This window comes from Myxococcales bacterium, from assembly GCA_022184915.1.
Classification (GTDB): Bacteria; Myxococcota_A; Polyangia; order Fen-1088; family Fen-1088; genus JAGTJU01.
On sequence record JAGTJU010000007.1, the window covers coordinates 210,169 to 229,356 of the forward strand.

At 67.2% G+C, this 19,188-nt stretch carries 15 protein-coding genes; 5 read left to right on the forward strand and 10 right to left on the reverse strand.

The annotated features are described in order from the left end of the window. Positions 1-16: 16 nt before the first annotated feature. From KA712_23430 to KA712_23460, 7 genes are all read right to left on the reverse strand, one after another. Entirely contained in the window at positions 17-544 is a 528-nt protein-coding gene (locus KA712_23430; protein ID MCG5055920.1) for a shikimate kinase, read from the reverse strand. 47 nt (positions 545-591) lie between these two features. Beyond that, the gene (gene pilQ / locus KA712_23435; protein ID MCG5055921.1) at positions 592-4,953 is read right to left on the reverse strand and encodes a type IV pilus secretin PilQ; all 4,362 of its coding nucleotides are present in this window, start codon (positions 4,951-4,953) and stop codon (positions 592-594) included. Continuing rightward, positions 4,950-5,489 carry a pilus assembly protein PilP gene (locus tag KA712_23440; GenBank protein MCG5055922.1) on the reverse strand — a complete coding sequence of 180 codons (540 nt, stop codon included), beginning with the start codon at positions 5,487-5,489 and terminating at the stop codon, positions 4,950-4,952. The genes pilQ and KA712_23440 overlap by 4 nt, the downstream gene beginning before the upstream one ends. Position 5,490: 1 nt before the next feature. Then, positions 5,491-6,084, reverse strand: coding sequence for a type 4a pilus biogenesis protein PilO (locus tag KA712_23445; protein MCG5055923.1), 594 nt, complete (start codon positions 6,082-6,084; stop codon positions 5,491-5,493). Position 6,085: 1 nt separating this feature from the next. Then, positions 6,086-6,724, reverse strand: a complete 639-nt coding sequence (locus KA712_23450) for a PilN domain-containing protein (protein MCG5055924.1) — start codon at positions 6,722-6,724, stop codon at positions 6,086-6,088. After that, complete coding sequence (locus KA712_23455) at positions 6,721-7,776, reverse strand: pilus assembly protein PilM (GenBank protein MCG5055925.1); 1,056 nt, start codon at positions 7,774-7,776, stop codon at positions 6,721-6,723. The genes KA712_23450 and KA712_23455 overlap by 4 nt, the downstream gene beginning before the upstream one ends. 136 nt (positions 7,777-7,912) lie before the next feature. After that, complete coding sequence (locus KA712_23460) at positions 7,913-9,400, reverse strand: sigma-54 dependent transcriptional regulator (protein ID MCG5055926.1); 1,488 nt, start codon at positions 9,398-9,400, stop codon at positions 7,913-7,915. 259 nt (positions 9,401-9,659) lie between these two features. Between KA712_23460 and KA712_23465 the strand changes: the two genes are divergently transcribed. From KA712_23465 to KA712_23480, 4 genes are all read left to right on the forward strand, one after another. Next, on the forward strand, positions 9,660-10,532 hold the full coding sequence (locus tag KA712_23465) for an alpha/beta fold hydrolase (GenBank protein MCG5055927.1): 873 nt from the start codon (positions 9,660-9,662) through the stop codon (positions 10,530-10,532). Positions 10,533-10,604: 72 nt separating this feature from the next. Beyond that, entirely contained in the window at positions 10,605-12,119 is a 1,515-nt protein-coding gene (glpK, locus tag KA712_23470; protein ID MCG5055928.1) for a glycerol kinase GlpK, read from the forward strand. Continuing rightward, a complete protein-coding gene (locus KA712_23475) occupies positions 12,116-12,907 on the forward strand; it encodes a protein phosphatase 2C domain-containing protein (GenBank protein ID MCG5055929.1) in 792 nt (263 codons plus the stop codon). Before glpK ends, KA712_23475 begins: the two co-directional genes overlap by 4 nt. Next, positions 12,907-14,064, forward strand: coding sequence for an ArsA family ATPase (locus KA712_23480; protein MCG5055930.1), 1,158 nt, complete (start codon positions 12,907-12,909; stop codon positions 14,062-14,064). The genes KA712_23475 and KA712_23480 overlap by 1 nt, the downstream gene beginning before the upstream one ends. Before the next feature lie 25 nt (positions 14,065-14,089). Here KA712_23480 and ybeY read toward each other — a convergent pair whose 3' ends face one another. Next, positions 14,090-14,557 (reverse strand): rRNA maturation RNase YbeY, encoded by a 468-nt coding sequence (gene ybeY / locus KA712_23485; GenBank protein MCG5055931.1) that lies wholly within the window; start codon positions 14,555-14,557, stop codon positions 14,090-14,092. Positions 14,558-14,597: 40 nt separating this feature from the next. Further along, positions 14,598-15,722 (reverse strand): PhoH family protein, encoded by a 1,125-nt coding sequence (locus KA712_23490; protein ID MCG5055932.1) that lies wholly within the window; start codon positions 15,720-15,722, stop codon positions 14,598-14,600. 146 nt (positions 15,723-15,868) lie between these two features. On the opposite strand from KA712_23490, the gene mazG reads away from it, so the two are divergent. Beyond that, positions 15,869-16,702: a nucleoside triphosphate pyrophosphohydrolase gene (mazG, locus tag KA712_23495; protein ID MCG5055933.1), complete on the forward strand. Its 834-nt coding sequence runs from the start codon at positions 15,869-15,871 to the stop codon at positions 16,700-16,702. Positions 16,703-16,712: 10 nt separating this feature from the next. Here the strand turns inward: mazG and KA712_23500 are convergent, their stop codons facing one another. After that, a complete protein-coding gene (locus KA712_23500; GenBank protein ID MCG5055934.1) occupies positions 16,713-19,103 on the reverse strand; it encodes a hypothetical protein in 2,391 nt (796 codons plus the stop codon). Positions 19,104-19,188 lie beyond the last annotated feature (85 nt).

Consider the following 19,188-nt stretch of genomic DNA (forward strand, 5'->3'; position numbering starts at 1 on the left):
GCTCAGCTCTCCTTGTTCACGGTCTCGTCGGCTCAGGAAGGTCTCGGTCGTGGGCCGCCAGGGCCCCAAGCACGGCCTCGGCGACAGACTCGGGGGACCGGCCCACCGTGTCGAGGCGGGCGTGCGCCCGGGCGTAGAAGGGCTCGCGGGCCGCCAGCAGGCGCAAGGCCACGGCAGCAGGGTCGGCCGCCCCATCGAGCAGGGGCCGCCCCGAGACAGGCCCCACCCGCTTGAGCACCTCCTCGGGGCTGGCCGACAGCGCCACGACGAACCCGGCGGCCAGCATGGCTTTCAGGTTGTCGTCTCGGCACGCCGCGCCCCCCCCCGTGGCAATGACGGTGTTCGGCTGGGCCAACGCCCGGGTGAGCGCCGCCGACTCCAGCTCGCGAAAGCCGGCTTCGCCTCGCTCCCGAAAGATCTCGGCGACGGTGGTCCCGGCCGCGGCCTCTACGGCCGCGTCGAGGTCCACGAAGGTGCGTCCCGTACGGGCGGCCAGCAGCCTTCCCACGGTGCTCTTTCCCGTCGCCATGAATCCAATCAGCACGATGGGGGGTCTCGTTCCAGTTTGAGTGAAGGTGTTCGAGTCTTGGGTCATTTAGCCAGGGCGCGCGATCGGTTGGAGATCCGCGGCGTGATGAATACCAAGAACTCCGTGCGATCGTCGTTTTCTCGGCGGCTCCGAAAGAAGAAGCCCACGATGGGAATGTCGGCGAAGAAGGGGACCTTGCTGTAGTTCAGGCCCGAGTTGCGTTGGTAAATGCCGCCGATGACCGCCGTGTCGCCGTCGCGCACCAGCATCACGGTTTTGGCTTCCTTCTTCAGGATGGTGGGGTCGCCGCGCGCGCCGGTGTTGACGAAGTCGGGCTCGTTCCGGGTGACGTGTACGTTCATGATGACGGTGCCCTCGTTGGTCACGTGCGGCTTGACCGTCAGGTTCAGCTTGGCGTCCACGAACACGGTCTGAACGCCCTGGGCGCTCACGACCGAGATGGGGATCGCCACACCTTGCTCGATGGACGCCTCCACGTTGTCCATGGTCGAGATGCGCGGGGACGACAGGATGCGTACCTGCCCCGACTGCTCGAGAGCCGACAGCCGTACGTTCAGGTTCAGCGCCCCGGCGACCGAGCCCAAGGTCAGGCCGAGTGCGCCACCGCTTCCCGTGCCCACCGCCGCAGGCAGATTCACCGCGTAGTTCGGGCTTTGCAGGCCCGCCACGCCCGTGCGAGGTGTGGGGACGAGGCCTTCGGCGGAGGCCAGCCGGTCCGTCGCTCCGCCTCCGACGCCGATGGCGTTCGGAAACACGAGGCCCGTGGGGTTGCCGTGTTCGGGATCCATGTAGCCCGCGCCACCCCACTGCACACCCAGCTGACGTACGAAGGTCGAGCGCGCCTCCACGATGCGGGCCTCGATGACCACCTGCGATGTCTGCGTGTCCAGGTTGCGAACCAGCTCCTCGACCAAGGAGAGGTTCTTGGCGACGTCGGACACGATGAGGTTGTTCGTGCGGTCATCCACGGACACCTTGCCGCGGCCAGAGAGCAGGTCTTTGGCGCGGGCCTCGAGGTCTTTTGCGTCGGCGTACGAGACGCCGATGAGGCGGGTCTCGGTGGGCATCACTTCGGTCATCTGCTTCTGCTTGGCGATCTCCTGCTCGAGCTCCTTCTCCAGGACCTGGATGGGGGCGACCCGGATCAGGTTACCCTCCCTCACCTGCCCCAAGGACTTGGCCCGCAGCACCACGTCGAGCGCCTGGTCCCAGGGCACGTCCCGCATTTTGATCGTAACCTCGCCCTTGACGTCGTCCGAGGTCACGATGTTGACGCCCCCGACCTCGGCCAACAAGCGGAGGATGTTGTGGATGTCGGCCCCCTTGAAGTCCAGGTCGATGCGGCGACCGGTGAAGCGCTTTTTGCTTGTTTGCGGGCGGCGAGACGAAGACAGGGGGGCATCCTGGGCCACGAGCAGCGGCAAAACGAGAGTGGAGAAGCCCGCCACCCGCGTGGGCGTCAGCACGTGAAGACGGGGGTGCGCCGCGCTGCCAGGCCGGTGCTTGTCGAAGTCCCAGTACAGGCGGGCTCCATCGGTGCGGATGCGGTTCGGAACCATCTCGGCCAGCTCCACCTCGACGAGCACCGTGGCGTGATGCCCGGGTGCGCGGAACGAGTTGATGAGCCGCACGGGGCCGAAGTACTGCGTGGCGTCCAAGCTGCGCTCGAGACCGTGCGGCAGGTCGGCGTGATGAAGCCGCAGCGTCACCCGACGCCCCGTGCTGCGCTCAATCGAGAAGTCGATCGGCTCCTCGAGGTCGATGATGACCGAGGAGCGCGCCGGCTCGTCGACAAAATCGATGCGGCTGACGCGGCTCGGAACGCGAAGGGTCACGCTGCGGGGGCGGGGGCTCGCGGCGGCCACCACCCGGTTGTCTTGCGCCGGCACGTCGGAGGCGCTTCGTTTATCGGGCGTCGGGGTGGGGACAGGCGCCGCCTTGGCGGGCATGGCCTTGAGACGGGCCACTTCGGCCCGCGCCGAGGCCAGCTCTCCCTTGAGGCTGGCAAGTTCCGCCTCGAGCTTGTTGCGGCTCGCCTCGAGCGCTTCCCTTTCGGCCACCAGGCGGCCGAGTTTCTGCTCCTGCACGCCCCGATGGGCCTCTGCTTCGGCATGCGCTGCCCGTGCCCTCTCCAAGTCCGCTTGTGCCTGCGCCAGCTTGTCTCGCTCGGCCTGCTCGCGCGCGTGGCGGGCCCGTTCGTCACCGGCGCGGGCGCTCTGCACTTCCGCTTCCCGTGCCTTGCGCGCAGCGACCAGGGCCGCTTGGCGGCGCTCGATCTCCCGCTGCGCGGCAGCCAGCGCCTCCTCGGCCTGGCGTAGGCGGGCCTGCTGCGCAGCCTGCTCGTCACGCGCCTTGGTGAGGGCGTCCTGCTGCTGCTTCACCGCGCTCTCGAAGGCGCCGAGGCGGCGTTCTTCGGCTTTTTGAGCGGCGGCCTTGGCCGCCAGCGCGGCCTGCTGGACCGCGGCTTCGCGGGCGGCCTCCGCCAGGGCGGCTTCGCGGGCGGCCAGACGCTGTTTTTGCGAGGCGAGCGCCAGCGTTTCCTCCTGTAGACGCGCCATGGCCGATGCGACCTCCGCGGCCTTGGCGGTGACGGCGGCGGCCCGTTGATCGGTGACGCGCGCCAGGCGCTCGGCTTCCGCGAGAGCCGTCTGCTGGCGAGACAGGCTCTCCCTTTCTTCGGCGAGCTGCTTGCGCTCGTCGTCGAGACGCGCCAACTCCTGCCGGGCGCGCTCAGCGGCCGCGCGGGCCTCTTCCGTGTGCGTGCGGGCCTCGCGCACGAGGCGCGCAGCTTCCGCGTCATGTGACTGTCCCCGACGTTCGGCCTCGCGTTGCCGAGCTTCGGCGGATTTTTGCGCCGCTTCGGCCGCCGCCAACAACGCACGCGCCTGGCGCGATGTGGCCTCCGCCGTGGTTCTCAGCCGCTCGGCCTCCGCGCGGGCTTCGGCCGCCCTTTGGCGATCGGCCTCGAGGCGCTTGGCGGCGTCCACGGCACCCAGGCGGGCCAGCTCGGCCCGTTGTTGCCGCGCTTCCACGTCCTGCTTCTGCGTAGCGAGTTCTGCGAGCGCAAGCGACGCCGCCTTCTCTGCCGCCTCGGCCTGCTGGCGCTTTTGCTCGAGCACCGTCTGCTCCCGGGCGGCACGCGCAGCGGCCAGCTCGGCCGCCCGCTGCTCGTCGCGGCGCTTGCCTTCGGTCGCTTGACGCCGGGCAGAGTCAGCCGCTTGCTGCGCCGCCTCCGCGCCCTGGCGCGCCCGCTCGAGCGCGGCCCGCTCGTCGGCCAACGCCTTGGCCAGACGCGCGGCCTCCCGCTGGACGCTCTCGGCGCGGGCACGGCTGTCCTCGAGCGCGACTTGCTGTTCAGCCAGGCTCTGTGTGGCGCGCTCGGCCGCCTGCCGTGCGTGCTCGGCCGCCTCACGGCGGGCACGCTCCATCTGCTGCTTCTCCTCGGCCAGACGGCGCGCCTCAGCCTCGGCGCGCGCGGCCCGAGCCTCCGCCTCTGCCTGCGCGAGCCGCGCGTCTCGTTCAGCCCGCTCTGCCCGCGCCTCGGCCTCCGCTCGGGCCTTTTCCACGGCCGCCCTCGCCCGTGCCGTCTGCAGCTCGGCGTCCGCTCGGGATTTGTCGGCTTGCGCGGCAGCCTTCGCCGCCCGCGTCTCCGCTTCCGCGCGGGCCCGTGCAGCCTCGTCTGCCTCCTGCCGCGCCACCGCCGTGGCCTGGCGTTCAGCCACGAGTTTCGCAAGGTGGGCCTCGGCGTCTGCGGCGCGCGCGTGGGCCTCCGCGCGCGCCCTCGCCGCCTCTTCGGCGAGCTGACGTGCTCTTTGGTGAGCTTCATTGCGGTCGGACGAGAGCGTGAGCGCCTGGGCCTCCGCTTGCTTGGCGCGTGCCTCGGCCTCTGCACGAGCCCTCACCGCCTCGTCCGCCGCCTTGCGGGCCGCCGCCAACGCGGAAGGCGTGGCCTCGGGCGTGGACTTGGGCGGCGCCTCCCACGGCGTCACCTCGACCACGATGTCATTGCCCTGCGCTTTGACATCGTAGTCGGCCCCCTGCCTCAGCGTCAGGATCACCCGCGCCTTGTGGGGACCGCTCGCGCTGGCGCTGACGTTGCCCACCGCGAAGGTCCCCGCGTCGAAGGGAACCTCGGAACCCGACAACGCCACCCCGGAGACATCGACCACCACGCGGGAAGGATGCTCCAACTTCCAGGTCGTGAAGCTGGGGCGTACGGAGGCCGCGATGACCACGCGTGTGCGTCCGCCGTCTTGCTCCTCGGCCTTGATGCCGCGGAGGTGCCCCACGCGATCGGCCCCGGCAGCCGTCCCTGCCATGGGCCCGGAAAGGCCCAGGACCACCATCAATGCCAGACGCGCCCGCATGGTCACCCTTCGCTTGTTCGGCTTCGATCGGCTCATTGTTGAGCTGCCTCCGGATTGACGAGAATGGCTTTCTCGATCGCGCGGGCCTCGCCCGTTCCCACGACCTCGTTGAGCTCGAGTATCACGCGGTCCCCCAGGATCTTCGTGACCCGGGCCCCCGACTTGGATAGGTAATCGCCACGCTTGACCACCTGGCCGAGCCCCCCGGGGTCGCGGAACATGGCGAGCGGCTTGTCCGTGCCCGAGACCACCGCGATGAGGGAGATCTCCTCCAGGGCGAACTTGTCGAAGATGGCGGGGACGGTACGACGGGCCACGGGCGTCTTCTCGATGAAGAGCGACAGGTACGACCGGAAGGGATCTCGGTTGCCGTCCGATTCGACGAAGTCTTCGTCGCGAAGCACCTTGCGCCTCAGCACGGCCAAGCGCTGCTCCGCGGAGTGAGCCGCGGGATCGGCCGGCGCCACGGGTGCGGGCGCGGGGGGCGGGGCGCCGCCGGCCGCGAACAGATCGCTCGACAAGAGCACCAGCAGAAGCACCGGCCGAACCGGCAGTCTCGATGTCTTGTCCATGTCAGCCCTTTCCCTGTTCCCGATAACGGAAGGTCGCCGCGATGAACCTAGCCCTCAACTTGACGGGCCCTTCCGTCTGCTTGTCCTGAACGGTGCGCTCGGGGGCCAAAGACAGCTCTTCGACGTTCACGATACGACGCAGCTCCGAAACACTCTTGAAGAAGCGCGTGACGGCATGGTAGTTGCCGCGCACTTCCATTTTGACGGGAATCTTCACGTAGAGTTGCTCGGGGAGCTCCTCGTCGATGTTGAGGTTGAGCACCTCGAGCCCCGCAAGCTCGGCTTGCTCCTGGATGCTGCTGATGAAAGATGGGATCTCCTGCTCCCTCGGCAGAGCGCGCAGGATCTCGCGTTGCTTCTCTTGCAGGACCGTCAGTTCGTTGCGGTATGCGAGGTACTCGGTCTTGCGCCGCTCATAGGATTCACGTTCTTGCTTGAGAGCGTCTTGCGCCCCCTGGGCCCGCGCGATTTCGTCCCCCATGTCCGAATAGAACATCGTGTAGTAGAGCAGGCCGAACACGACGGCCACGCCCAAGGTCAAGCCAACCTTGCCGCTGGTCTTCAGCTTCAGGATCTTCGATACCAGCTCGTCCATGTCAGTAGATCACTCCCGTGCTGAGGTTGAAGGTCATGTGCTTGACGTCTCCCTCCCGGTTCGTGGTGACCTGCGAGGTGGATTCGAGAACGACGTTCTGAAAGAACACAGAGGCCTGCAGGCGCTTGAGGAACTCGGCCACGTCTTCGTTCGACTTGGCCGCGCCCGTGATCTTGACCATACGCTCCTGCTCTTCGAAACTCGTCAGCCAGACCCGACGGGTATCCCACGCCGCATTGAAGCCTGAGTTCGGGTCTCTACGGATGGTCTCTTCGTAGGTGAGACGATCAAATGAGGGCCCCTTGCCAGGCGTCAGGATCTCGGAGATCTCGCGCAGCAGGAACACGGGACCTGTGCGCCTCTCTTCGAGCTTCTTGATCGTCTCCTGCTGGCGAAGCAGCTCCTCGCGCTGGGCCCTCACCTTGTCGTAATCGCCCAGTTCCGCCTTGTACCGATCGATCTCGGCCTGAATCACCTGATTGTCGCGGTTGACGGCGTCGAGCTCTCCCTGCACCGTCATGTGAAACACGACGATGCCCCCCACCGCCACCAAGACGGAGAAGGCCATGTAGACGAGCTGCTTCTGCCCGGCGTCGGCCTTCCTTTGCTTTTTTTGGGGAAGGAGGTTTATGCGGATCATGCCCGATCTCCCACCCGACGCAGGCCCAAGCCCACCGCCACCGTGGCCTCGGGGGCGTGCTCGTGAAGGAAGCCCATGTCGAACTTCTTCTCGTCGACGATGAACCGTCGAAAGGGATCCATCACCTCGACAGGCACCTTGGCTCGGGACTCGAGCGCCCTCTGTAGCGACGGCACCTTACAGGCCCCTCCACAGAGGTAGATCTTCGTCACGGAGACGTCACCGGCAGTCGCCAGGAAGAAGTCCAAGGAGCGCTGGAACTTCCCGGCCATGCTTTCCGCCACTTCGGCCAGTACGGCTTCCACCTCGTGGGGAATGACCTCGTGGGCCGCATCGCCTATGGAACCGATTTTCCACGCCTCCGCCTCTTCGCGGCTCACGTTGAGGCGCTTTTGAATCTCTTCGGTGAAGGCGTCACCGCCCATGGTCACGTCGCGCGTGAAGGCGCTCGTTCCTCCCGCCACGATGTTGATGTTCGACAGGGCCGCCCCGACGTTGACCAGCACCACCGCCTCGTCTTGCGGCAAAGAGTAGGCCACCTCGAAGGCGTTCTGTACCGAGAATGCCGCCACCTCCATCACGGAGGGCTGAAGCTTCGCCTCACGCACCACCAGGGAGTAGTCCTCCACCACTTCCTTTTTGGCGGCCACCAGCATCAGGTCCATCTGGCCCTGGCCGTTGCTCTTGTTCAGGATCTCGTGATCCAGGTGCACGTCGTCTTTCGAGAACGGGATGTGGTGCTCGGCCTCCCAGGGAATCTGCTCTTCCAGCTCGTCGGGGGTCATCTCGGGCACCTGGATCTTCTTGATGATCACCGAGTGCCCTGAGATGGCGGTGGCCACGTCCTTCTGCCGGATGCGAAGGTTGTCTCGGAGGCGACGGATGGCCTCCACGACGGCGGCTTGGTTCATGATCGCGCCATCGACGATCGTCTCGGACGGCAAGAGCTCTATCCCAAAGTTCACCAGGTGGATGCCGTCGGAGGCCTCCTTGAGCTGAACCATCTTTATCGAGCTCGAGCCGATGTCGAGACCCACGCAATTGCGAGCCATGCGTCAGTCCTCCCCTCGTAGGCGCCCCTGCGCGAGGCGCTGCACGTTCGCTTCGCGAAGAAGCAAATCATTCGACCCGGAAACACGAGGTACGCGTTCGGATCCATCGACGCTGGTGGGCGCGTATCGGTGACCTTCAGGCATCTGGCTCCTCCGCGCTCGGACGTGAGCCCCCCTTGGCTTCGTCGGCCAGCCCGTAGTCCTTGATTTTGTAGAGCAAAGCGCGGTGGGACACCCCCAGGAGGCCGGCCGCCCGGGTGCGGTTTCCGCCCGCCTCGGCCAGCGCACGCCGGATCGCCGCGACCTCAGCCCCCCGCACCGCGTCCTTGAGGGCCCATGACGTCGCGTCCTGTTCGACGGGGGGGGGCAACGCCTCGAAGGCTTCAGGTCCCAGGCAGTCCCCCTCAGCCAGCACCATCGCTCTTTCGAGAGCGTTCTCGAGTTCGCGCACGTTGCCCGCCCACGGGGCCGCGGCCAGTCCCGCAAGGGCAGACGGTGTCACGCCCTGGATCGCAAGCCCGAGCCGCTCGTTCAAGCGCCGGACCAAGTAAGCCACCAGGGCAGGGATGTCCTGCGGACGCTCGCGCAGAGCGGGCACCTTTACCGACACCACGTTGAGCCGGTAGAAGAGGTCCTCGCGAAACTGGCCAGCCCCCACGGCCTCGGCGAGTTCGCGCGCGGACGCGGCGACCACGCGCACGTCCACCGGCACGGCCTTCTCGTCGCCCAGGCGCCGGACCTCACCTTCTTGAAGAACCCGCAGGAGTTTGACCTGCACACCGAGAGGTAGATCGGCGATTTCGTCGAGGAAGATCGTGCCGCCATGAGCCTCCTCGAAGAGCCCGCGATGATCCCTCGCCGCATCCGTGAAGGCGCCCTTGCGATGGCCAAAGAGTTCCGACTCCAGGAGCGAGGGAGGAATGGCCCCACAGTTGAGCGCGACGAAGGGCGCCGAGGCCCGGGGCGATAGTGCATGCAGCGCGCGCGCCACCAGTTCCTTGCCGGTACCGGATTCCCCCTGGACCAGCACGGTGGTCTTGAAGGTCGCGATCTTGCGAACGGTTCGGGCGAGCGTCTTCATGGCGGGGCTCGTGCCCACCATACCCGGCAGCGCATCGGACCCCGGCGCTTCGGCGAGACGCTGCCGCAGGTCACGGTTTTCTCGGGCCAGGCGCTCTCGTTCCTCGGCCTTTCTCAGCAACAGCACGAGCTCGTCACCCTCGAAAGGTTTCGACAGATAATCGTACGCGCCTCGCTTCATGGCCTCGATCGCCACGTCGCGGCTCCCGTAGGCAGTCATCACCACCAAGGTGGTGTCCAGACCCCGGGCCCGCACTTCGTCGACCAACTCCATCCCGCTGCGGCGAGGCATGCGGAGATCGGTAATCACGACGTCGAACGACTGATCCGCGAGCGCCACCAAGGCCGCGTCCACGTCCGCCGCGCACGTGGTATCGTAACCCTCCTTGCGCAACATGAGCTGCAGCATGTGCCGCACGCTCTCCTCGTCGTCGACGACCAGAACCTTGCGCCCTGGGCCGGCCGTCCGGAGGCGGCGCTCGAGGCCGGCGACGCGTGTCGCCCCCACCTCGTGCACGGCTTTCTCCGAGACCGCCGAAAGCATCATGGAACTGGCCCTCCGTTCGTTCAAACTGAACGGCAGGTGCAAGTCACCCACCGCCTCAGCTCTCTCTCTTCGGCCGGCGAGACGCTGCGGTTTAATCCGTTTTCATCCTAACTTTGCTGAACTCGGCAACTTTTTCCCGCCGCGTGGCCTTCCTGTCACTCCGCTTACGCTCTAAAATGTGGAAATCCGTGGAACCACACAATCACGTACAGCACATCAGGTTTCGACGCCTCCGCCCCAACCGAGGGCAGCAGCCATGAGCTTCGCGGACGCCTGGGCGAAGGTGACGCGGGTGCCCCCGCAGGGCGACGGCGACGCCCGCCCCTTTTACATTCCGGGCCGGCCGGGGCGCGCAGGCATCGTGTGCCTGCACGGCTTGACGGGCACGCCCTTCGAGGTGCGGCCTTTGGCAGAGGCGCTTGCCCGCGAAGGTCACGCGGTGGCGGGGCCCTTGCTCGCCGGCCACGCCCGCACCCCCCAGGACCTGGTGCGCACGAAGTGGCCTGACTGGCTGGCGTCCGCAGAGGCTTCGCTCGACCACGTGCTGGAGGAGACCGGCGGGGCGCCCGTGGCCCTGGTCGGGTTTTCGACAGGCGGACTGCTCGCGCTGCGCCTGGCCAGGCTACGTCCCTCCGCGGTCGGCGCGCTGTCCGTGATCTCCACACCCTTGCGCATGAAGGCCTCGCAGGTGCGGGCGATCCGCTGGCTCAACCGCTTGCCAAAGCGCGTCTGCGAAAGCCCTCTGGGGTACGTTCCCAAATGGGGAGGGCCCGACGTGCAAGATGCTGCGATGAAGGGTCGCAATCCGGGGCTTCCCGTCATGCCCTTGCCAGCCCTCGACAGCCTGCTCGATCTCATGCAGGTGGTGCGTTTGGATTTGGCGTCGATCTCACAACCCACGCTGGTGGCGCACGGAAAAAAAGACCAGACCATTCCCATCGAGGACTCCCTCGAGATCGCAGGTAGCCTCGGGTCTATCGACATCGAACGCCTCTGGCTTCCCCGCTCGGGTCACTTGGTGGGCATCGACGTCGAAAAGCACGTGCTGGCACAAGCTCTGGTCAAGTTCTTCGACCGCCATCTCGCGCCCATGGGTGGCGCCGCAGTGCCGAACCCCGGAGGCGGTTGAGCGACCCGGCCACGCGGGGAAGCGTGACGATCTCTCCTCACGTCTGCTGTGCCCTGACGTAGACTCGCTTTCATGTCTGCCCCCGCGCTCGTGGCCGCAATCGATCAAGGCACCACAGGCACGACCGTGTTGCTGCTCGACCCGCAGGAAAACGTGGTGGCCCGTGCGTACCGGGAACTTGCGCAGAGCTATCCCGCCCCGGGCTGGGTGGAGCACGATCCCGAGGCCCTGTGGCGCTCCGTCACCCTGACCCTGCGGGAGGCGCTGGCCGCGCTTCCCCACCCCGCTGCCGTGGCCGCCGTGGGCCTTACGAACCAGCGCGAAACCGTGGTGCTCTGGGATCGGCACACCGGCGCGCCGGTGGCGCCTGCGATCGTCTGGCAGGATCGGCGCACGAGTGACGCTTGTGGGCGCCTCCGTGATGCGGGTTACGAGGGGCGCTTGCAGGCCCTGACGGGGCTGCTCATCGACCCTTACTTCTCCGCAACCAAGGTGGCGTGGCTGCTCGACGAGACGCCCGGGCTCCGGGCCCGCGCCGAAGCCGGCGAGCTGGCGTTCGGCACGATCGACAGCTACCTCGTCTGGAAGCTCTCGGGCGGGCGCTCACACGTCACCGACATGTCGAACGCGGCCCGCACGCAGCTTTTCGACATCCATCGGCTCGCGTGGAGCGAAGAGCTCTGCCAGCTGTTCGGCGTTCCGCTCACCCTCCTGCCCCGCAGCGGCCCCTCTGCGGGTTGGCTGGCGCACCTCGAGGGCGTCGAGGGCCTGGACGATGGCATCGCCATTACGGGCATGGCGGGCGATCAGCAGGCGGCCCTCTTCGGCCAGGGGTGCGTAAACCCTGGGGATGCGAAGTGCACCTTTGGAACCGGATCGTTCCTGCTCATGAACGTGGGCGACAGCCCCGTGGTGTCGCAGCAGCGCCTGCTGACCACGGTGGCGTGGTCGGCCGCAGGCCACACCCAGTACGCGATGGAGGGCGGCGCCTTCGTATGCGGGGCGCTGGTGCAGTGGCTGCGCGACGGGCTCGGCCTCATCGACAGAGCCGCCGAGGTCGAGGCGCTGGCGGCGTCGGTGCCCGACAGCGCCGGGGTCACCATCGTGCCGGCGTTCACCGGTCTTGGTGCGCCCCACTGGAAGCCCGAGGCGCGGGGCACCATCGGGGGTCTCACGCGGGGCACCCACCGCGGCCACCTGGCGCGCGCCGCGCTCGAAGCCATGGCTTTGCAGAACGTGGACATCGTGCGCGCCATGGAGGCCGACGCCGGCCGCAAGCTCACGGTGCTGCGGGTCGACGGGGGCGCCTCCTCGAACGACTTGCTCATGCAGATCCAAGCTGACCTCCTGGGTGTGCCCATCGAGCGCCCGGCGATGCTCGAAAGCACGGCGCTGGGGGCGGGCCGCCTGGCCGCCGTGGGCGCCGGCCTCCGTCCCTGGCCGGGCGTCCCCGAAGACAAGATCACGGGCGGACTCACCCGGTTTTCGCCTCGCCTTTCGGAGCGAGATCGCCTTTCCGTTTACGAACGCTGGCAAGACGCCGTGAGCCGCACCACGACCGAGAGGGCGCCCCGCGCAACCCCATGACCCGCCCCAACGAAACCGTCCCGCCCCGTTCCCTGCACGTTGCAGCGCTCACCCATCGTGGGCTCGTGCGCGAGAACAACGAAGACGCCTTCGGCGCCCATCCGGACTTGGGTCTCTTCGTGGTGGCCGACGGCATGGGAGGACGCGCTGCCGGTGACGTGGCGGCACGGATCACCGTACAAGAGCTTTCGACCTTCTTCCTGCACCGGGTCTACAACACGCGGGCGCCGTGGCCCTTCGCCATGTCCAAACAGGCCTCGCTCGGTGCCAACATCCTGAACGTGGGTCTGAAGGTGGCCAACGCTTCGATCCGCGCGGCTGCGGCAAGGGACATCGAGCTGCACCGGATGGCGGCCACGGCCGTGGCGCTCGCGATCGGCCAAACGCAGCTGTGTGTGGCCCACGTGGGGGACGCGCGCGCCTATCGCTTTCGCGCGCACAAGCTGACACGCCTCACCCGCGATCATTCGCTCATCGAGGAGATGCGGGCCGCGCGCGCCGACCTCGGCGACGAGGCGCTGGCGGCGATGGCCCCGAAGAACGTGGTCACACGGGCCCTGGGAACAAAAGACGAGGTCGAGCCCACCGTGTACCAGAACAGCTTCTCGCGGGGCGACCTTTATCTTTTGTGCTCGGACGGGCTTTGGGGCGAGGTCCCGGACGTTCGCATCGAGGACCTGCTCGAAGCCGCGACAGATCTGGGCGCCGCCTGCCAGGCGCTCGTGGACGCCGCCAACCGCAACGGGGGCCGGGACAACATCACCGTGGTGCTCTTGCGCGTGAACTGATGACGAACCCTCTCGATAAAAAGCGGGTGGTGATCTGCGCAGGGCCGGGCGGTGTGGGAAAGACCACCACCGCGGCGGCCTTCGGCGTGGCCGCTGCGCGCGCGGGGCTACGGACCGCGGTGGCCACGATCGATCCTGCGCCCCGCCTCGTGGATGCGCTGTCGCTGCCATCACTCGATGCCGAGCTTCGGCCTCTGCCTGCCGCAACCGCGGAACGACTCAACGTGCCCCCCAACCATCTCTTTGCCTCGCGCATCGACACCCGCCAAGCTTTCGCCGAGCTCGTAAGCGACTTTGCAGGTGATCCCGCGCGGCGGGAGCGCATTCTCGCGAACACCCTTTACCAGCAGATCACCACCACGCTCACGGGCGCGCAGGAGTACGCCGCAGCGCTTTCCGTCACGAAGCTCTCCCAAGACCCGCGCTTCGACCTCGTGATCCTGGACACGCCACCCGCTGCAAACGCCCTCGAATTTTTCGATGCACCGGGGCGCTTGAAGGCTGCCATCGAAAGCCCGCTCATTCGTTGGCTGTTGCCACACCCCTCACGCAAGCTCCTGCACGTGGCGCGCATCGGCTCCGGGGGAGGCGTGGTTCTGCGGGCGCTCTCGCGTCTGGTCGGAAGCCACTTTTTGGCAGACCTCGGCGCCTTTTTGGAGGACTTCCAGCCGGTGTTGGGCGGGCTTTCGAGCCGCACCCAAACGGCCCTGTCCGTCCTTCAGGGGCCGAACACCGTGGTGGTTGGCGTCTGCATCGCCGAGCCCCAGGCGATGGACGAAATGATCGGGTTTTCGAAGACGCTCGAGGGGCTCGGTATGGGGCCGCAGGCGTTCGTGGTCAACCGAACGATGCCCACACCCAAGCTGACCGATCCGGACGCCATCGCGCGGGCCCTCGACCGTGTGCCCGTCGTGCCCTGGAGCACGGCCGCCGCGCGTGCCACCGCCGTGCGCGCCGTTGCCGACGCCGCAGACACGGTGGCCCGGGTGGCCGCCCATCAAGAGCGACAGGCCCATAGACTGTCGACCACGTTTCCAGGACGGCGGGTGGTCAAGGTGCCCCTCTTGGCTGCCGGGGACAGCCCCCTGTCGCTGCTCGCAGCCACGGCGGCCAGTCTCAGTCAGTCTGGGCTTGCGCCCGGTGGCCGCAGCAGCTGAGTCCGCAGCGTCCCCGCGGGGGGCGTCAGACGCGCGTTCGCGTGGCCAGAAGCGGCAGGCGACGCAGCTTGCGCTCGAGCGCGTACATGACTGCGGCTTGATGCTGTCGTTTGTGATCGTGACCAAACAGATGGCAAAGCCCGTGAATGGCCAGCCGCTCGAGCTCGGACACCAGCTTCTTGCCCGGGGCACGACGGCGCGCTGTCTCGATCGAGATCACGATATCGCCCAGGTTCACGCCGTTGCCCGCCGGATCGGCTTCGCCACCCAGCTCTTGCAGATGAAAGCTGAGCACGTCGGTCGCCCTGTCCATGGAGCGAAAATCCCGGTTGAGCGCCCGGATCTCGTCGTCATCGGTCAAGACCAACGTGCACGAGCTGCGCCGACGGCCAAGCGCCGCAAGGGCCGCCCGCAGGCGCTTTTCCACCCTGGCTCTCTCGGCGGGCGGCACCACCCCGCGCGCGCGGCCTCGAACCAGCGAATCGACAGGCATATGTTCAGAGCACCGTGGGTGCAGGATACCCCAAGCCCGCTCAAAGTGCAGCCGAAGGATTGTCATCCGGCCCACCCTCGTTCGGGGGCGCATCCTCGGTGGGGGCCCGCCCCGTCCCTTCCCGTGGCATCGGGTCACGAGGGCCGTTGGCCCGGCCGTTCTCCCGCATGCGGTGGCGTTCGTACGCGCGGATCACCTGCTGCACCAGAGGGTGCCGGACCACGTCGGCGTCCGTGAAGTACCGAAACGCGATGCCTGGCACGTTCCTCAGAATGTGAATCGCTTCCGCCAGGCCGCTCGGCCGGCCGTAAGGCAGATCCACCTGGGTCACGTCGCCCGTCACGACCGCCTGCGACTCGAAGCCGAGGCGGGTCAGGAACATCTGCATTTGTTCACTGGTGGTGTTCTGGGCTTCGTCCAGGATCACGAAGGCATCGTTGAGCGTGCGGCCGCGCATGAAGGCGATGGGGGCAATCTCGATGAGCCCACGGGCGATGAGCTGCTCGGCCTTTTCGCCGTCCATCATGTCGAAGAGCGCGTCGTAGAGCGGACGCAAGTAAGGCGAGACTTTCTCCTCGAGACTTCCTGGCAAAAACCCCAGCTTTTCACCTGCTTCCACGGCGGGACGGGTGAGGATGATGCGCTTGACCCGCTTTTCCATGAGCGCACGCACGGCAAGTGCCATGGCCAGGTAGGTCTTTCCGGTGCCCGCCGGACCGACACCAAAGACGATGTCGTGCTCTCGAATGGCGTCGACGTAGTGTTTTTGCGCGAGCCCCTTGGGCGCGATCGGGCGCGCCCGGTTGGCCACCAAGATGACCTCGGAGAGCACCTCCTGCACATCCGCGCCCCCATCGCCCCGCGCCACGCCTGCCGCCCGCCCCACGTCGTCCGTGGTCAAAAAGCGACCTGAACGCGCCAAGGGGAAGAGGCCGTCGAGCACCCGCCGGGCCATGCCCACCTGAGGGCCGGACCCCACGAGCGTGATCTCGTTGCCGCGGCTGTGAACCCGGGCGCCCGTCTCGCGTTCCAGGCGCTTGAGGTTGCCGTTGCGCTCGCCCACCAAGGCCAGCAGAACGCCGTTGTCGTCTATGACGAATCGATCCGTGACATTCACGGCCAGCTCGTCGCCTCCTGCGTCCGTTTGAGAAGTGCTCAAGGCCATGGAAAGCATGGTCCCCCCAAGCGACGTGCGCAACGCCCATCGCAAGCGCCCGGACAGCAAGAGCCGGTTGGCTATACTGGCTGCCCATGCCCAACACCCCCGAATCGGAAAGCTCCGCCCCCGAAGCGCCTCGGGCCAAAGGGCGAATGCCCGAAGCCGAGGACATCGACTTGTCGCCGCTGCCCGGCAAACAGACCGGCCACGCCGTGACCCGCCTCGTGGGATTGATGCAGAGGCTACTGGCCCCGAACGGCTGCCCGTGGGATCGAGAGCAGACCCTCGGCACCTTGCTGCCCTACTTGGTCGAGGAGACCTACGAAGTGGTGGACGCGGTCAATGCCAACGTCGTGGCTGACCACCAAGAAGAGCTGGGTGATTTGCTGCTGCAGATCGTGTTCCATAGCGAGCTGCGACACGCAGAGGGAGCCTTCGGGATCGACGACGTTGCCGCAGGGATCGTGACCAAGCTCGTCAGGCGGCACCCCCACGTGTTCGGGGACAGCGAGGCCAAAAACAGCGAAGCCGTGCTGGCGAATTGGTCCCAGCTCAAAGCCGCGGAGAAGGCCGAAAAGGGAAAGCACGGCGCGCTCGACGGGGTCCCGAAGTCCGCACCGGCTCTGCTGCGCGCCAGCCGCCTGGGCGAAAAGGCCTCGGCCGTGGGCTTCGATTGGCCCACGAGCGAGGGGCCGCGCCTCAAAGTCGACGAAGAGCTCGCCGAGCTCGACGAGGCGATCGCCGCGCGAGATCGGGCCCATATCGAGCACGAGCTGGGCGATGTGTTGTTTTCTCTCGTGAACCTCGCCCGCAAGCTGGGCGTGGATCCCGAGAACGCCTTGCGGGGCACCGCCGACCGGTTCACGCAAAGGTTCGAGCACATGGAAAGCGCGCTGGGCGCGGAGGGCCGCAACGTGCGCGGCACCGAGACCCACGAGCTCGAACGCTACTGGGAGGCCGCCAAAGCGGCGCTTCACGGGGGCTGAAGCCCTTCCGTCAGAGGTTCTTTCCTGCGTTGCCCACCGAAATGCTGGGCCCGAAGATGAACGCCCAGTGGCTGCCGACGGTGTTGCCCATGTCGTCGATGATGTCGTCGCGAAACTCGTAAGATAGCCATGCGTGCACGCCCACCGCGGCGCCCTGCCCGAGAGGGACACGCACGCCCAGTCCTGCGACGGCCGCAAGCGTTGGGGGAAACCCCGAGATCGACTGGCTGTCGGAGATGAGGCCCACGCCCATCACGCCCAGCTCGAGACCGAACAAGCTCTCCCTGCCGAGCTCGTCGAGCATCGTCAAGCGCGACAACACCCCGAAGTTGAGGCGCAATTGTCCGCTCGGCTCGGTCACACGAAACAACCCCGCCGGGATGGCCGCCGTGGCGTACAGCCGAAAGCGCCCACCCTCCACGATGGCGGACCACTGCATGGAGGGCAAACCTGCCCGCAACGTGGGGCTGATGACGTAGCGCTCTTCGTCCACCACGTGGGCCACGCGCACCACGATCCGGTCGAACTGCTCTACACCTCCGCGCACCCAGAACACCTTGGGTTCAGGCGCGGGCCGCAGCACCATGCGCTCGGAGATGCGGGCCTGGGGGCGGGGCGCTCCCTCGGCGCTCGTCACATCGACGTCCAGGACGACCTCTTGCATGCCGTCTTCCGGATTCAGGTTTTCCCGGTGAATGATCACACGACAGCTCTCGCGCGCCTCGAAGGGGATCCGAAACGGCTTGCCCGGAATGAGCTTCACCGCTTGTCCGTGTTTGCCCACGCACACGAACTCCACGAGAGGCGGCGCGTCCTTTCGTTGGGCGGCAAAGGGCGCGGGCACGGAGGCCTGACGGACCTGTCGCTGCACGGCCTCGGGCAAGATGGCCAGATTCGTATCCACCAGCTCGGGTGGCAAGCCGGCAACCCGGTAAGCAAACTGCAGCGAAGCGAACCCTCCGGCCGTGTCGTCGCCTCGCACGAACACTTTGTCGCCCACGCGCCTGATGTCATAGGCCCCCTCGATGGGCAACAGGACGAAGCGCGCGGGCCCCCGGATGGCGTTCACGGCCACGGCGGCGTCACGGTTGGTCGGGATGAAATCGATGCGGCCATGACCGGGCAACTCCACGGCCGCCCGGGGGCGTGGCGCCGGCACGGAAGTGTGGTTCGCCGAACCCACCACCACGGTATCGAGCCCCCGGCGCGTTGCCGTGAGGGTGACCCGCTCGCGGGTGATGCGCTCGGCATGCAGAACCAGATACACGCCGTCTTTTTTCTTGAGCACCTGTTCGACATCAGCATCGGCCCCCGCCACCGACCAGTGCAGCTCCCCCGCGTCGCTGCCGCAGCCTGGATCCATCCGCACGACGATCCGGGGAGACGATACATCACGGAGCAAGGGCCCCGAGACCACCTCCACGGGACAGGACAGCAACGGCAGCTTGAGCGTGAGCTCCTGCTCGAGGCCGTTGTTGCCTCGCACGAACATGCGTGGCCCGAGACGCAAGCGCATCGTCACGTGCGCGTCGGGCCCGCCGATGCCCCGCAGGACCACGTTGCGGTCGACGATCTCACAACGAGACGAACCACATTCAATCGAAGCCACCGCCTCAGGGTAAGCCAGCGGCACGGTTCCCGGTCCCTGCGCCACGTCGATGCCGTCGCGGGTCACCAAACGAGACGGCAACACCACGCGCGCGGGCTTGAGCAAAAAGGTCTCGCGCTCGGCGCGATTCCCGGCGGCGTCGTAGAGCACGGCGTCGGGCGCGGGGTGAGCAAAGGCGGGCAGCCACTGTAGCCGCACATCCGCGGGCAACTGACGCGACACCGGGACCGCGCAGAGCTGCTGCTTCTTTTTGTTCTTCTCCGTCTCGGTGGGCTCGAGGCACGCCTCCACCCGATCTTTGGCGCGTCCTTCGCCCCCCTCGGCACGCGCTTCGGGATCCGGGGATACCACCTGTACCCCCTCGAGCCCGAGCCCTTGTAGCTCGACCCGCCCTTCGCCTGGGTAGAACTGGACGCCACTCGGGTCGATGTAGGGCCAACGGCCCGTCACCACCAACGTGAGCGTGTCCTGACTGTCGGCGCACTTTCCGGGGCTTTCGGCCACCCGCGTCCCAAAGTGCCGGGTCGTTCCCTCTGGAACCTGGCGGGGCGGGGTTACGGTCTTGCCATCACTCTCGAGCGCCCATCCGGGCGGGATGGGCCCGCAGATGAAGCCCCGGGCAAGCACGCGGGTCGGCACGCCCCCTTCGGGAAGCTGCACGATCCGCTCTTGCGCCCAAAGAGCCCCGCTGGTGAACAACCAAGCCCCGACCGCCAGGCACCAGGAAACGCGCAGGGCCCAGCGTCTCGGGAAGCCAGAGCGGGAGATGTACATGGGGAGAGCGGACACCATGGGACGATATCAGGGCGCCCCCAAGGCTGCCCGGGGAAGAAAGGGCCTCGAGGCCTGCGCTTTGCGCTGCCGCACAGCCCGAGCG